Origin of the sequence: Streptomyces kanamyceticus, assembly GCF_008704495.1 — a bacterium.
Classification (GTDB): Bacteria; Actinomycetota; Actinomycetes; order Streptomycetales; family Streptomycetaceae; genus Streptomyces; species Streptomyces kanamyceticus.
The window spans coordinates 3,894,721-3,908,546 of record NZ_CP023699.1; the positions used below are offsets into that span (position 1 = coordinate 3,894,721).

13 protein-coding genes are annotated in these 13,826 nt (G+C 71.7%); 10 read left to right on the forward strand and 3 right to left on the reverse strand.

All coding sequences use genetic code 11. From position 1 onward, the window contains the following. The first annotated feature begins 224 nt into the window (after window positions 1-224). The 3 genes from CP970_RS15890 (at window position 225) to CP970_RS15900 (ending at window position 1,961) form a co-directional block, all read left to right on the forward strand. A complete protein-coding gene (locus CP970_RS15890) occupies window positions 225-1,091 on the forward strand; it encodes a hypothetical protein (protein WP_055555928.1) in 867 nt (288 codons plus the stop codon). A 2-nt stretch (window positions 1,092-1,093) separates the two neighbouring features. Continuing rightward, window positions 1,094-1,273 carry a hypothetical protein gene (locus tag CP970_RS15895; RefSeq protein ID WP_055555930.1) on the forward strand — a complete coding sequence of 60 codons (180 nt, stop codon included), beginning with the start codon at window positions 1,094-1,096 and terminating at the stop codon, window positions 1,271-1,273. 124 nt (window positions 1,274-1,397) lie between these two features. Beyond that, window positions 1,398-1,961, forward strand: a complete 564-nt coding sequence (locus tag CP970_RS15900; protein ID WP_107099128.1) for a TetR/AcrR family transcriptional regulator — start codon at window positions 1,398-1,400, stop codon at window positions 1,959-1,961. A 42-nt stretch (window positions 1,962-2,003) separates the two neighbouring features. On the opposite strand, the gene CP970_RS15905 is transcribed toward CP970_RS15900, so the two are convergent. Then, a complete protein-coding gene (locus tag CP970_RS15905; RefSeq protein WP_079044024.1) occupies window positions 2,004-2,972 on the reverse strand; it encodes a DeoR/GlpR family DNA-binding transcription regulator in 969 nt (322 codons plus the stop codon). A gap of 176 nt (window positions 2,973-3,148) precedes the next feature. Then, window positions 3,149-4,597 (reverse strand): NAD(P)H-quinone dehydrogenase, encoded by a 1,449-nt coding sequence (locus tag CP970_RS15910; protein WP_055555937.1) that lies wholly within the window; start codon window positions 4,595-4,597, stop codon window positions 3,149-3,151. 104 nt (window positions 4,598-4,701) lie between these two features. Between CP970_RS15910 and CP970_RS15915 the strand changes: the two genes are divergently transcribed. From CP970_RS15915 to CP970_RS15930, 4 genes are all read left to right on the forward strand, one after another. Further along, complete coding sequence (locus tag CP970_RS15915; protein WP_055555939.1) at window positions 4,702-5,139, forward strand: gamma-glutamylcyclotransferase; 438 nt, start codon at window positions 4,702-4,704, stop codon at window positions 5,137-5,139. 190 nt (window positions 5,140-5,329) lie between these two features. Then, window positions 5,330-6,154 carry a purine-nucleoside phosphorylase gene (locus CP970_RS15920; protein WP_055555941.1) on the forward strand — a complete coding sequence of 275 codons (825 nt, stop codon included), beginning with the start codon at window positions 5,330-5,332 and terminating at the stop codon, window positions 6,152-6,154. A 348-nt stretch (window positions 6,155-6,502) separates the two neighbouring features. Continuing rightward, on the forward strand, window positions 6,503-8,191 hold the full coding sequence (locus CP970_RS15925; protein WP_150493446.1) for a phospho-sugar mutase: 1,689 nt from the start codon (window positions 6,503-6,505) through the stop codon (window positions 8,189-8,191). 144 nt (window positions 8,192-8,335) lie between these two features. Beyond that, complete coding sequence (locus tag CP970_RS15930; protein ID WP_224058463.1) at window positions 8,336-9,550, forward strand: hypothetical protein; 1,215 nt, start codon at window positions 8,336-8,338, stop codon at window positions 9,548-9,550. A 32-nt stretch (window positions 9,551-9,582) separates the two neighbouring features. Here the strand turns inward: CP970_RS15930 and CP970_RS15935 are convergent, their stop codons facing one another. After that, the gene (locus tag CP970_RS15935; protein ID WP_055545572.1) at window positions 9,583-10,218 is read right to left on the reverse strand and encodes a PH domain-containing protein; all 636 of its coding nucleotides are present in this window, start codon (window positions 10,216-10,218) and stop codon (window positions 9,583-9,585) included. Between the two features lie 329 nt (window positions 10,219-10,547). On the opposite strand from CP970_RS15935, the gene deoC reads away from it, so the two are divergent. The 3 genes from deoC to CP970_RS15950 are packed head-to-tail and all read left to right on the forward strand — an operon-like array spanning window position 10,548 to window position 13,806. Next, on the forward strand, window positions 10,548-11,486 hold the full coding sequence (gene deoC / locus CP970_RS15940) for a deoxyribose-phosphate aldolase (protein ID WP_055545570.1): 939 nt from the start codon (window positions 10,548-10,550) through the stop codon (window positions 11,484-11,486). Window positions 11,487-11,489: 3 nt separating this feature from the next. After that, entirely contained in the window at window positions 11,490-12,929 is a 1,440-nt protein-coding gene (locus CP970_RS15945; RefSeq protein WP_055545567.1) for an aldehyde dehydrogenase family protein, read from the forward strand. Then, window positions 12,922-13,806 carry an aldehyde dehydrogenase family protein gene (locus CP970_RS15950; protein ID WP_055545565.1) on the forward strand — a complete coding sequence of 295 codons (885 nt, stop codon included), beginning with the start codon at window positions 12,922-12,924 and terminating at the stop codon, window positions 13,804-13,806. Before CP970_RS15945 ends, CP970_RS15950 begins: the two co-directional genes overlap by 8 nt. Window positions 13,807-13,826: the final 20 nt, after the last annotated feature.

A 13,826-nucleotide genomic window follows, 5' to 3' on the forward strand; every position in this document is an offset into this window, starting at 1 on the left:
CCGGCGCGACCCGGCGCACTTCCGGCCCGGCCCGGCGGTATTTCAGACTCGCCCGGCGGCACTTCAGACTCGGCCCGGCGGTATTTCAAGCCCGTCCGGCGATTGAGGACGAACTCGGCGGAGCCGGTGATCGGCATCAGCCACGGCGCCGACCCGCATGCAACCGCCCCCAGCCCCACCGCGTCCTACCCCCACGTAGAACCGAAGACCACGGGGGGACTTCAGTGACACGCACGGGGGACGTACTCTGCCTGCCGCCCGCCGCAGGCGCCATCGCGAGCGCCGCCTGGTACGCGGCGAACGCGGACACCGGACAGCACTACGAAGCGGGCCTGATCCTCGGCATCGCCGCGGCTCTGACCGTGGCCCTGCTGCGCCGATTCACCACACTGCCGCTGGGCCGCCGCCGCCCCTACACCTTCGCCCTGCCGCTGCCCGCGCCCGACTGGCGCGCCCCGCTGCCGGATCCGCGGGGCGATCCCGAGGCGCTGCGCGGATACGCCGAGGAACGCGCCGCGCTCCTGAGCGACGCTTCCGCGCTCGGCGACAGCCTGCGCGACACCTGCTCCCTGACACCGCCACTGCGCACGGAGCTGACCTCGTTCGCGACGACGGCGTCGATCCAGGCGAGCAACTCGGTGATCCTGCCCGCCTTCGAGGGCCCCGCGAGCCCCGATCCCGCGTACGACGCCGCGCACGCGGTCGGCGAGCTCGTCGCGGGCATCGAGTTCAGCCGCATCGGGATGCGGGCCATCGAGGCGCTGGTGACGGAGCAGCCGCTGCGCCCCGACCCGCCCTGCTACTTCAACCCACTGCACGCACGCGGGCACGCGCGCGTGGCACCGCCCGTCGTCCTGGAGGGCGCCGCGGTGGAGGTGGCCGCCTGCGACGCCTGCACGCGCGAACCGGCGCCGCTGCTGGTGCCGTCGGCGGCGGGACCCGTGCCGTACTACGAGAGCGACGCCGTGGATCCGCGCTGGCGGCTGCTCGGCTACGGCGCGGTGGTGCCGGACAACGGGGCGACGATGATCGCCACGGCGCACGACGGACTCCGTCCCGGCGCCAAGCGGCAGCGGACGAAGGTGGGTTGAGGATGTTCACGGGGGATCTGGCCGCCGGCGTACTGAGCGGACTCGTCGTAGGCACCTGCGTCACGTATCCACTGCTGCTCTGGCTGGCGCGGAACCTGCGCGGCGGCACCCTGCCGCCGCGCAGGCGCGAGCGCAGGGCCCGCGCGGAGCTGGACACGTTCTTCGGCCGCGGAGCGGCCTGAACACCGTCGCCGACCGACCGGGCCCGAGTGGCATCCTTGAGGGACGCGTACGTTCACGAAGGGTGCGGGGATGACGACCGGCACGGAACAGCAGGCGAGAGCGCCACAGGAGTCCGCGCGCGCCATGCGGGCCGACGCACGCCGCAACTACGAGCGGCTGCTCACCGAGGCGCGCACCGCCTTCGCCGAGCACGGCACGGGCGCGTCCCTGGAGGACGTGGCACGCCGCGCGGGCGTCGGCATCGGCACGCTCTACCGGCACTTCCCGAACCGGCACGCGCTGATGAGCGCGGTGTGGGAGGACGCGGTCTGCGACCTGCTCACGCGCTCGCACGCGCTGCTCGACGACCCGCAGCCCTGCGCGGCCCTGGTGGCGTGGCTGCGTGCCATCGTCACTCATGCGGGTGAGTATCGCGGCCTGTCGAGCGCCCTCATGTCGGCGTCGCACGACGACAGTTCGGCGCTCGCGCGGTGCAGCAAGCCGATGAGCGAGGCGGGCTCGACACTGCTCGCCCGCGCGCAGGAGGCGGGGGCCGTACGACCCGACGTCTCCATCTCCGACCTGCTCCAGCTGACCAACGCGATCTCACTGGCGGCCGAGGAGACCCCGGACGACCCGGAGCTGGCCGACCGCCTGCTGCTCCTGACCCTGCGGGGCCTGCGGGCGGACGAGCAGCCGACGGCGTAGCACCCGCCGCCGGGCAGGTCGCGTCACCCGCAGGCCCGACGATCAGCGTCGCCGTAGATCGGCGACCCGCGCGGACCGCTCCCCGGGCGGCTGTTCCCCGAGAAGCGCGTTGCGCAGCTGGCCAGGACCCGCCCCGTGGTTGCGACGCTGACCCGGCAGGGGCACGTCCCGGCGCGGCTGGCGCCCCGCCGGGACGGAATCGACACCGGGCCCTGCGTTAGGGCTGGCGGAGCCGCCCGCCACCGCGATCTGCACGCCCTGGTCGGCCAGTGCCTGCAGTTCGGTGGCCGCGCGGTCGTCGTGCGCCGGCGGCTCGTCCGTGACAAGGCGGGTGATGACGTCCGTCGGCACCGTCTGGAACATCGTGTCGGTACCGAGCTTGGTGTGGTCGGCGAGGACCACGACCTCGGCGGCCGCCTGGACAAGGGCGCGGTCCACGCTCGCGGAGAGCATGTTGGACGTGGACAGGCCGCGCTCGGCGGTCAGGCCACTGCCCGAGAGGAAGGCCCTGGAGACCCGCAGCCCCTGGAGGGACTGCTCGGCCCCGCTGCCCACCAGCGCGTAGTTGGAACCGCGCAGGGTGCCGCCTGTCATGACGACTTCGACCCGGTTGGCATGCGCCAGCGCCTGTGCCACCAGGAGCGAATTGGTGACGACGGTCAGACCGGGTACCCGCGCGAGCCGTCGGGCCAGCTCCTGCGTGGTCGTACCCGCCCCGACGACGATGGCTTCGCCTTCTTCGACGAGTCCCGCCGCGAGATCGGCGATGGCCGTCTTCTCGGCGGTCGCGAGATGTGATTTCTGCGGAAAGCCGGACTCCCGCGTGAATCCGCCCGGCAATACCGCACCGCCATGTCGGCGGTCGAGGAGTCCTTCTGCCTCCAGCGCGCGCACGTCCCGCCGTACGGTCACTTCGGAGGTCTGGACGACGCGGGCGAGCTCACGGAGCGATACCGCTCCGTTGGCTCGCACCATTTCGAGGATCAATTGGCGACGTTCTGCAGCGAACACGAAACTGACAGTAACCCCAACGACCGTCTGCTTTCAGCAGTTTGCGCCGAATTACAGAAGTTGTTCGCACGGCAGGGTGGGAAGTGGTATAGGTGCCTACTCACTCCGAGTATGCCGCGCGAATGCGCGACAACACTGCGTGACCTGCGAAGAGTTGATTCAGGCCGCTCCGTGGATCAGCTCTCGCCCGCCGTCTTCCGGGTGTGAAGTTGACGCGCCACCTCGGCGATCGACCCCGAAAGCGATGGGTACACGGTGAACGCATTCGCGATCTGCTCGACCGTCAGATTGTTGTCGACGGCGATCGAGATGGGATGGATCAGTTCCGAAGCGCGCGGCGCGACGACCACTCCGCCGACCACGATGCCCGTGCCGGGACGGCAGAAGATCTTGACGAAACCGTCGCGGATGCCCTGCATCTTCGCGCGCGGATTGCGCAGCAGCGGCAGCTTCACCACGCGCGCGTCGATCTTGCCCGCGTCGACGTCGGCCTGGCTGTAGCCGACGGTCGCGATCTCCGGGTCGGTGAAGACGTTCGAGGACACGGTCTTCAGGTTCAGCGGCGTCACCGCGTCGCCGAGGAAGTGGTACATCGCGATGCGCCCCTGCATGGCCGCGACGGAGGCGAGCGCGAAGATCCCGGTCACGTCACCGGCGGCGTACACACCGGGGGCGGAGGTCCGCGAGACCTTGTCGGTCCAGATGTGCCCGGAGTCCTTCAGCTTGACCCCGGCCTCCTCCAGACCCATGCCGCTGCTGTTCGGGATGGCGCCGACGGCCATCAGGCAGTGCGTGCCGGAGATGACGCGGCCGTCGTTGAGCGTGACCTCGACCCGGTCGCCCACCCGCTTGGCGGAGGCGGCACGGGAGCGGGACATGACGTTCATGCCGCGGCGCCGGAAGACGTCCTCCAGGACGGCGGCGGCGTCCGGGTCCTCACCCGGCAGCACCCGGTCACGGCTGGACACGAGGGTGACGTTCGACCCGAGCGCCTGGTAGGCACCGGCGAACTCGGCGCCGGTCACGCCGGAGCCGACGACGATGAGTTCCTCGGGCAGCTCGTCGAGGTCGTACACCTGGGTCCAGTTGAGGATCCGCTCGCCGTCGGGCTGGGCGTCGGGAACCTCGCGCGGATGCCCACCGGTGGCGATCAGCACGGCATCGGCGACGAGGGTCTCCTCGCTCCCGTCGGCCGCCCGCACGACGACCTTCCGCGAGCCGTCGATGTCCTGCTGGCCCTCGAGCCGTCCACGCCCGCGCAGGACGCGCGCACCGGCCCTGGTCACCGAGGCGGTGATGTCGTGGGACTGGGCGAGCGCGAGGCGCTTCACACGGCGGTTGACCTTCCCCAGATCCACACCCACCACGCGCGCGGGGCTGTCGATGTGCGGAGTGTCGTCCGCGACGATGATCCCCAGCTCCTCGTACGAAGAGTCGAAGGTGGTCATCACCTCGGCCGTCGCGATCAGAGTCTTCGACGGCACGCAGTCGGTGAGCACCGACGCCCCGCCCAGACCGTCGCAATCGACGACGGTCACCTCCGCGCCGAGCTGGGCCGCCACAAGGGCCGCCTCGTATCCGCCGGGTCCGCCGCCAATGATCACGATCCGAGTCACGTAACTCATTGTCCCGCACGCTTCAAGGAGGTTCGCCCCGGGGCCCTCCGTCCGTGGCCCCGGCCCTTCTGTTACGGGAGAGGCCCAGGTCTCGCTGCCGTACCCTCGACCACATGTCGCTCTACGCCGCGTACGCCGGCAATCTGGATCCGCGGCTCATGTCACGCCGCGCCCCGCACTCACCGCTGCGCGCGACCGGCTGGCTGAACGGCCACCGGCTCACCTTCGGCGGGGAGCACATGGGATGGGAGGGCGCGCTGGCGACCATCGTCGAGGCGCCCCGCTCCCAGGTCTTCGTGACGCTCTACGACATCGCCCCCATGGACGAGGACTCCATGGACCGGTGGGAGGGCGTGGGCCTGGACATCTACCGCCGCATGCGGGTGCGGGTGCACACGCTGGAGGGCGAGGAACCGGCGTGGGTGTACGTCCTGAACGGGTACGAGGGCGGGTTGCCTTCGGCGCGTTACCTGGGCGAGCTGGCCGACGCGGCGGAATCGGCGGGCGCCCCCCACGACTACGTCATGGAACTGCGGAAGCGGCCCTGCTGAGCGCTCCGCGGGACATGCGGTACCCATCCGCGGGCCCGTCGTGGCTGGCCGCGCAGTTCCCCGCGCCCCTTCGGGGCACACCCGAACCGCACCGCACCTCCACTCTCGTCGGAAACGACAAGACAACGATCGCGATCCCGTAAGCATCGTCATCTACGCGCGTAGGGCGTGACCGGCTACTCTCATCGGCGTGAACGCTTCAGTTATTCCGGACGACATCCAGGGCGACCCCTACGCCGCCGCCGACGCCGCCGCCGCGCGCCTGCGTGAGCTGACGGGCGCCGAGACCCACGACGTAGCCCTCGTGATGGGCTCCGGCTGGGCGCCGGCCGTCGACGCGCTCGGCGAGCCCGATGCCGAGTTCCCGGTCACCGAGCTGCCCGGCTTCCCGCCCCCGGCCGTCGAGGGCCACGGCGGCCGCATCCGCTCCTTCAAGGTCGGCGACAAGCGCGCGCTGGTCTTCCTGGGCCGCACCCACTACTACGAGGGCCGTGGCGTGGCCGCCGTCTCGCACGGCGTGCGCACCGCCGTGGCCGCGGGCTGCAAGACCATCGTGCTGACCAACGGCTGCGGCGGCCTGCGCGAGGGCATGCGCCCCGGTCAGCCGGTGCTGATCAGCGACCACCTCAACCTCACGGCGACGTCCCCGATCATCGGCGCGAACTTCGTCGACCTCACGGACCTGTACTCGCCGCGGCTCCGGGCGCTCTGCAAGGAGATCGACCCGACCCTCGAAGAGGGCGTCTACGCGCAGTTCCCCGGCCCGCACTACGAGACCCCGGCGGAGATCCGCATGGCCCGCACCATCGGTGCGGACCTGGTCGGCATGTCCACCGTCCTCGAGGCGATCGCCGCGCGCGAGGCGGGCGCGGAGGTGCTCGGCATCTCCCTCGTCACGAACCTTGCCGCGGGCATGACGGGTGAGCCGCTGAACCACGAGGAAGTCCTCCAGGCGGGCCGCGACAGTGCTACCCGCATGGGTGAGCTGCTCGGTAAGGTCCTGGGCCGCATCTGACAGCCCCTTCGGCGACGGGTGGGCGCCCCCTGTCACGCCCCTCGGCAACGGGGGCTGTGCCCACCCTTCCCCAAGCTCTCGACTTCGCTCGAGCAGGGGAGACCCCACTCGCCCTGCGGAACATCTGCCCACAGCGGCGGAACCCCCACCGGCCCGCAGGCGCCGAACCGGCCCGAGGGGACGTGGCGGTATGTCCGCCCGGAGCACTGGTGGCCACGAGCCGAGGTGCCCAAAGTGTGGCAAGGCTCTGGGACGGCGAGGACGGACATACCGCCGCGGCCCCGCCCCACATCCGAACCCAAGGCGCACCAGCCAGGACGAAACCCGCACACGAGAGGCTGAAGACACGTGCAGGACCACGCCGAACGCGACGGACACGACGGACGCGACGGACTCATCGCACGGGCCCAGGCATGGCTCGCCGAGGACCCGGACCCCGAGACCCGCGAAGAGCTGGCCAAGCTCATCGACGCCGAGGACACCGACAACCTGGCGGACCGCTTCAGCGGCACCCTCCAGTTCGGCACCGCGGGCCTGCGCGGCGAACTCGGCGCCGGCCCCATGCGCATGAACCGCGCCGTGGTCATCCGCGCCGCCGCGGGCCTCGCCGCGTACCTCAAGTCCAAGGGCCAGACCGACGGCCTGGTCGTCGTCGGCTACGACGCCCGCCACAAGTCCGCCGACTTCGCCCGCGACACCGCCGCCGTGATGACCGGCGCGGGACTCAGGGCGGCCGTCCTCCCCCGCCCCCTCCCCACCCCCGTACTCGCCTTCGCCATAAGGCACCTCGGCGCGGTCGCGGGCGTAGAGGTGACGGCCAGCCACAACCCCCCGCGCGACAACGGCTACAAGGTCTACCTCGGCGACGGCTCCCAGATCGTCCCGCCCGCGGACGCGGAGATCGCCGCGCAGATCGACGCCATCGCGTCGCTCCACGACGTGCCCCGCCCCGAGAGCGGCTGGGAAACCCTCTCCGAGGACGTCCTGGAGGCCTATCTGGCGCGCACGGACGCCGTCCTGGCCCCGGACTCCCCCCGCACCGCCCGCGTCGTCTACACGGCGATGCACGGCGTCGGCAAGGACACCCTCCTCGCGGCGTTCGCCAGGGCGGGCTTCCCCGAGCCGACGCTCGTCGCCGAACAGGCCGAGCCCGACCCGGACTTCCCGACGGTCGCGTTCCCCAACCCGGAGGAGCCGGGCGCGATGGACCTGTCCTTCGCGACGGCGGCCCGCACCACCCCGGCCCCCGACCTGATCATCGCCAACGACCCGGACGCGGACCGCTGCGCGGCGGCGGTCAAGGACGGCACAGACGGCGCGAACGGCGCGGACTGGCGGATGCTCCGCGGCGACGAGGTGGGGGCGCTCCTCGCAGCACACCTGGTCAAGCGCGGCGCCCAGGGCACCTTCGCGGAGTCGATCGTGTCCTCGTCCCTCCTGGGCCGCATCGCGGAGAAGGCGGGCCTCGCGTACGAGGAGACCCTGACCGGCTTCAAGTGGATCGCCCGCGTGGACGGCCTGCGCTACGGCTACGAGGAGGCGCTCGGCTACTGCGTGGACCCCGAGGGCGTACGCGACAAGGACGGCATCACGGCGGCGCTGCTGCTCACCGAACTCGCGTCCGAGCTCAAGGAGCAGGGCCGCACCTTCCTCGACCTCCTCGACGACCTGGCCGTCGAGCACGGCCTGCACGCCACCGACCAGCTGTCGGTCCGCGTGGAGGACCTGTCCCTGATCGCGGACGCGATGCGCCGCCTGCGCGAGCAGCCGCCGACGGAGCTCGCGGGCCTGCCCGTGACCCTGGCGGAGGACCTGACCCGGGGCACGGACAAGCTGCCGCCCACGGACGGCCTGCGCTACACGCTCGACGGCGCCCGCGTCATCGTCCGCCCGAGCGGCACGGAGCCGAAGCTCAAGTGCTACCTGGAGGTGGTGGTCCCGGTGTCGGCGAAGCAGGAGCTCCCCGCGGCGCGCGCCAGGGCCACGGAACTCCTCGCCGCGATCAAGCGGGACCTGTCGGCGGCGGCGGGCATCTGACGGTCCTGTCCCACCCGGAACCCGAAGCGGAGCCACCCGCGAGAGTGGTTCCACTACGGCAGCTGACGCAGTGATCCGGTGCGCTGCCGGTCCCCCAGGAAGGGTCGACCGGTAGCGCACGATCACGTTCCGGGAGCTGCCGCAGTGCCGTACGGAATCTCCGAGCCCTCGACCGCCGCCCCGTCCCGCGTCCCCGCGTCCAGGCGCCCCCGCAACGCCGCACACCCGTCCCCCGCACTCCGCGCCCGCGCGGTCCGCGCCCTGCGCCACGCCTCCCCCGCGCTCCTCGCGTACGCGGCCGTCCGCACGCTCGGCCTGCTGGTGTTCGGGGCGTGGGCGCACCACAAGCACCGCGGGGTCCGGCACCTCCTGATGGAGTCGTGGGACTGCGACTGGTACCTGAAGATCGCCGAGCACGGCTACGCGCACACGCTCGGCACCCAGTTCGACGCGAACAACCTCGCGTTCTTCCCGCTGCTCCCGTCCCTGATCAGGGCGGGCGACGCGCTCGTGCCCGGCCTGCCGCGCGGAGCGGTGGGCCTGGGGATCGCGCTGGTCTGCTCGTTCGCCGCGGCGTGGGGGATCTTCGCGGTGGGCGACCGGCTGTACGGCCGCAGGGCGGGCGTCGTCCTCGCGGTGCTGTGGGGCAGCCTGCCGGTGGCGCTGGTGCAGTGGATGGGCTACACGGAGTCGCTGTTCACGGCGCTCACGGCGTGGTCGCTGTACGCGGTGCTCACGGGCCGCTGGCTGTGGGCGGGCTCCCTGGCGGCGCTGGCGGGCGTGACGCGCCCCACCGGGGTGGCACTGGCGGCGGCGGTGTCGCTGACGGCCCTGCTCTCCCTCCGCCGCCGAGCCCCCTTCGCCGTACGCCCGCTGCTCGGCGCCCTGCTGGCCCCGCTCGGCTGGCTCGCGTACGTCGGGTGGGTGGGCCTGCGCCTGGGCCGCTGGGACGGCTACTTCGCCGTACAGAAGCTGTGGCACAACGAGTGGGACGGCGGCGTGGAGACGCTGCGCCGGATGCACGCGCTGTTCGTGATCGAGCGGCCGCAGCTGTTCCTCGCGATGGTGACGGCGGTGCTGCTCGGCTCGGTGGTGCTCTTCGTGCTCTCGGCGGGCGACCGCCAGCCGCTGCCGCTGCTGGTCTTCACGGGCCTGCTCCTGCTGATCGTCCTCGGCAGCAGCGGCGTCTACTTCCCGAGGGCACGCTTCCTGCTGCCGGGCTTCCCGCTGCTGCTGCCGGTCGCGGTGGCGCTGGCGCGGGCGAGGACGCACGTGCTGGTGACGGCGCTGACGGCCCTTGCCCTCACGTCGGCCGCGTTCGGCGGGCACATGCTCCTGGCGTGGCTGGGGCCGCCGTAACCCCTACGGAGGCCCTACGGACAGGGACCGGCTCAGGTCACCGCGAGCAGTACGACGAGCAGCACGGCCCCCGCCGCGCACGGCGCGAGGATCTCGTACGCCCAGCGCACCACGGGCTCCCCCTGCGCCGACTCGGCGTCGGCCTGCCGCTCGGCGAGTTCGCGGAGGCTGTCCATGGACTGGTCGCCCGTGGAGCGCGTGGCCCGCGTCGTGGGGTCGAGGAAGGACTTGCCGCTCGTCGGGTCACCGGCCGCGGCGGCCTGCGACTGCCTGCGCGCCGCCTTCTTGCGGCCGCGCAGCGAGACGGGGATCGCCCAGAGCTGGAACTTGGTGCCGTCGTTGGTGAGGACCTCGTTGGAGTATCCGGAGCGGAGCGTGGCGACGGACGCCCACGGCAGCGTGATGCTCCGGAAGGGGTTGCGGATGCGCAGCCGGTCGTCGTTGGCGTAGACGCAGGGCCGCACGGTGTACGCGACGACCAGCGGCACGGCGAGCAGCAGTCCGGCGAGCGCGAGCCACGGGGTGCGGCCCTCGCCGCGGATGGCGGCGTCGACGCCGAGCCAGGTGCCCAGGGCGAGCAGCAGGACGCCACCGGCGATACCGGCCGGGGACCGGAAGGTGCGGTCCTGATAGGCGGGCTCCGCCACGGGGTTCTGAGGGTCGCTCATACCCTGATTCTGCCTGAAGCCCACGCGGGCCCCTCCTTCGGTCCGCCCCGGCCCCGATAGGGGCGCGGAGAACTGCGCGAATCCCCGGGTGACTCGCGCCTGACGTGGGCAGTGGGCCATGGGCCAAGGGGCGCGGGGAACTGCGCGAATCCCCGGGTAGCTCGCGCCTGACGTGGGCAGTGGGCCATGGGCCAAGGGGCGCGGGGAACTGCGCGACCGGCCCCGCACGGCACGGGCCCGACGTGCGGACCGACCCCGGAGCGGACCCTCCCCGGCCAACCCCACCCCTGTACAGCAGCTACGCGCGTAGATATGCTCCCCTCGTGACCATGCCCACTGCATTCGCTGACGTGACAGCGTCCGACAGCACGCTCCGCCGCTTCCTTCACGGGCTGCCCGGCGTCGACGCGGTCGGCCTGGAGGCGCGTGCCGCCTCGCTCGGTACCCGTTCGATCAAGACCACGGCGAAGGCGTACGCCATCGACCTGGCCATCTCGATGATCGACCTGACGACCCTTGAGGGCGCCGACACCCCGGGCAAGGTCCGGGCGCTCGGCGCGAAGGCCGTGCATCCGGACCCCACGGACCGTGACACGCCCCGCACCGCCGCCGTCTGCGTCTATCCGGACATGGTGGCCACCGCCAAGGAGGCCGTCGCGGGCAGCGGCGTGCAGGTCGCGTCCGTCGCGACCGCCTTCCCCGCGGGCCGCGCCGCCATCGACGTGAAGCTCGGCGACGTGCGCGAGGCCGTCGCCGCGGGCGCCGACGAGATCGACATGGTCATCGACCGGGGCGCGTTCCTGTCCGGCGACTACATGACGGTGTTCGAGCAGATCCGCGCCGTGAAGGAGGCCTGCGGCACCGCCCGCCTGAAGGTCATCTTCGAGACCGGCGAACTCTCGACGTACGACAACATCAGGCGCGCCAGCTGGATCGGCATGATCGCGGGCGCCGACTTCATCAAGACCTCGACCGGCAAGGTCGGCGTCAACGCCACCCCGGCCAACACCCTGCTCATGCTGGAGGCGGTCCGCGACTTCCGCGCGCAGACCGGGGTACAGATCGGCGTGAAGCCCGCGGGCGGCATCCGCACCACCAAGGACGCGGTGAAGTTCCTCGTCCTGGTGAACGAGACCGCGGGCCCCGACTGGCTGGACAACCACTGGTTCCGCTTCGGCGCCTCGTCGCTCCTGAACGACCTGCTGATGCAGCGCCAGAAGCTGGCCACCGGCCGCTACTCCGGCCCCGACTACGTGACGGTGGACTGACCCATGACCTCCACTCCCTTCGAGTACGCACCGGCGCCCGAGTCCCGCTCCGTCGTCGACATCGCCCCTTCGTACGGCCTGTTCATCGACGGCGAGTTCACCGAGGCCGCCGACGGCAAGGTCTTCAAGACGGTCTCCCCGTCGACCGAAGAGGTCCTCTCCGAAGTCGCGCGGGCCTCCTCCGAAGACGTCGACCGCGCGGTGAAGGCCGCCCGCAAGGCGTTCGAGAAGTGGTCGGCGCTGCCGGGCGCCGAGCGCGCCAAGTACCTGTTCCGGATCGCCAGGATCATCCAGGAGCGCAGCCGCGAGCTGGCCGTCCTGGAGACCCTGGACAACGGAAAGCCCATCAAGGAGACGCGCGACGCCGACCTCCCCCTGGTCGCCGCGCACTTCTTCTACTACGCGGGCTGGGCCGACAAGCTGGACCACGCGGGCTACGGCCCGAACCCCGCGCCCCTCGGCGTCGCGGGCCAGGTCATCCCGTGGAACTTCCCGCTCCTGATGCTGGCCTGGAAGATCGCCCCGGCCCTCGCGACGGGCAACACGGTCGTCCTGAAGCCCGCCGAGACCACTCCCCTGAGCGCCCTGTTCTTCGCGGACATCTGCCGCCAGGCGGGCCTGCCCAAGGGCGTCGTCAACATCCTCCCCGGGTACGGCGACGCGGGCGCGGCCCTGACCGCCCACCCCGACGTCAACAAGGTCGCCTTCACCGGCTCCACCGCCGTCGGCAAGGCGATCGCACGCCAGGTGGCGGGCACCGACAAGAAGGTCACGCTCGAACTGGGCGGCAAGGGCGCGAACATCGTCTTCGACGACGCCCCCATCGACCAGGCGGTCGAGGGCATCGTCACGGGCATCTTCTTCAACCAGGGCCAGGTCTGCTGCGCGGGCTCGCGCCTGCTGGTCCAGGAGTCGATCCAGGACGAGCTGCTCGACTCGCTCAAGCGCCGCCTGACGACGCTGCGCCTGGGCGACCCGCTCGACAAGAACACGGACATCGGCGCGATCAACTCCGCCGAGCAGCTCGCCCGCATCACCGCGCTCGCCGAGACCGGCGAGGCGGAGGGCGCCGAGCGCTGGTCGGCGCCGTGCGAACTGCCGTCCTCCGGCTACTGGTTCGCGCCGACGCTCTTCACGAACGTGACGCAGGCGCACACCGTCGCCCGCGACGAGATCTTCGGCCCGGTCCTGTCGGTGCTCTCCTTCCGTACGCCGGACGAGGCGGTCGCCAAGGCGAACAACTCGCAGTACGGGCTCTCGGCGGGCATCTGGACGGAGAAGGGCTCGCGCATCCTCGCGGTCGCGAACAAGCTCCGGGCGGGCGTCGTCTGGGCCAACACATTCAACAAGTTCGACCCGACCTCGCCGTTCGGCGGCTACAAGGAGTCGGGCTTCGGCCGCGAGGGCGGCCGGCACGGGCTGGAGGCGTACCTCGATGTCTGACCGACTCACGGTGTTCAAGACCTACAAGCTGTACGTCGGGGGCAAGTTCCCGCGTTCCGAGAGCGGTCGGGTGTACGAGGTGACGGACTCCAAGGGCAAGTGGCTGGCGAACGCGCCCCTCTCCTCCCGCAAGGACGCGCGTGACGCCGTCGTGGCCGCCCGCAAGGCGCAGGGCGGCTGGGCCGGCGCGACCGCGTACAACCGCGGCCAGGTCCTCTACCGCGTCGCCGAGATGCTGGAGGGCCGCCGCGAGCAGTTCGCACGCGAGGTCGCGGACGCGGAGGGCATCTCCAAGTCCAAGGCCGCCGCCCAGGTCGACGCGGCGATCGACCGCTGGGTCTGGTACGCGGGCTGGACGGACAAGATCGCCCAGGTCGTCGGCGGCGCCAACCCGGTGGCGGGCCCGTTCTTCAACCTGTCGACGCCGGAGCCGACCGGTGTGGTCACCGTCGTCGCGCCCCAGGAGTCGTCGTTCCTGGGCCTGGTCTCGGTGCTCGCCCCGGTGATCGCGACGGGCAACACGGCCGTCGTGATCGCCGCCGAGGAGTCCCCGCTGCCCGCGCTCTCGCTCGGCGAGGTCCTCGCGACGTCCGACGTGCCCGGCGGCGTGGTCAACATCCTGACCGGGAAGACCGCCGAGATCGCGGCCCCGCTCGCCGCGCACCAGGACGTCAACGCGATCGACCTCACGGGGGCGGGCACGGAGCTGGCCCGCGATCTGGAGATCGCGGCCGCCGACAACCTCAAGCGCGTCTTCCGTCCGGGTCCCGTCGACTGGTCGGCCGACCCGGGCACGCACCGCCTGACGGCCTTCCTGGAGACGAAGACGGTCTGGCACCCCACGGGTTCGCTGGGCGCGTCGGGCTCGGCCTACTAGCCACTCCCGCACACCGAAGC

What these genes read in the sequence shown, in the direction of transcription:
- CP970_RS15910 (WP_055555937.1), bottom strand. Translation starts at nt 4,597, where the DNA reads ATGAGTTACGTGACTCGGATCGTGATCATTGGCGGCGGACCCGGCGGA.
- CP970_RS15950 (WP_055545565.1), top strand. Translation starts at nt 12,922, where the DNA reads ATGTCTGACCGACTCACGGTGTTCAAGACCTACAAGCTGTACGTCGGG.
- CP970_RS15915 (WP_055555939.1), top strand. Translation starts at nt 4,702, where the DNA reads ATGTCGCTCTACGCCGCGTACGCCGGCAATCTGGATCCGCGGCTCATG.
- deoC (WP_055545570.1), top strand. Translation starts at nt 10,548, where the DNA reads ATGCCCACTGCATTCGCTGACGTGACAGCGTCCGACAGCACGCTCCGC.
- CP970_RS15900 (WP_107099128.1), top strand. Translation starts at nt 1,398, where the DNA reads ATGCGGGCCGACGCACGCCGCAACTACGAGCGGCTGCTCACCGAGGCG.
- CP970_RS15895 (WP_055555930.1), top strand. Translation starts at nt 1,094, where the DNA reads ATGTTCACGGGGGATCTGGCCGCCGGCGTACTGAGCGGACTCGTCGTA.
- CP970_RS15945 (WP_055545567.1), top strand. Translation starts at nt 11,490, where the DNA reads ATGACCTCCACTCCCTTCGAGTACGCACCGGCGCCCGAGTCCCGCTCC.
- CP970_RS15935 (WP_055545572.1), bottom strand. Translation starts at nt 10,218, where the DNA reads ATGAGCGACCCTCAGAACCCCGTGGCGGAGCCCGCCTATCAGGACCGC.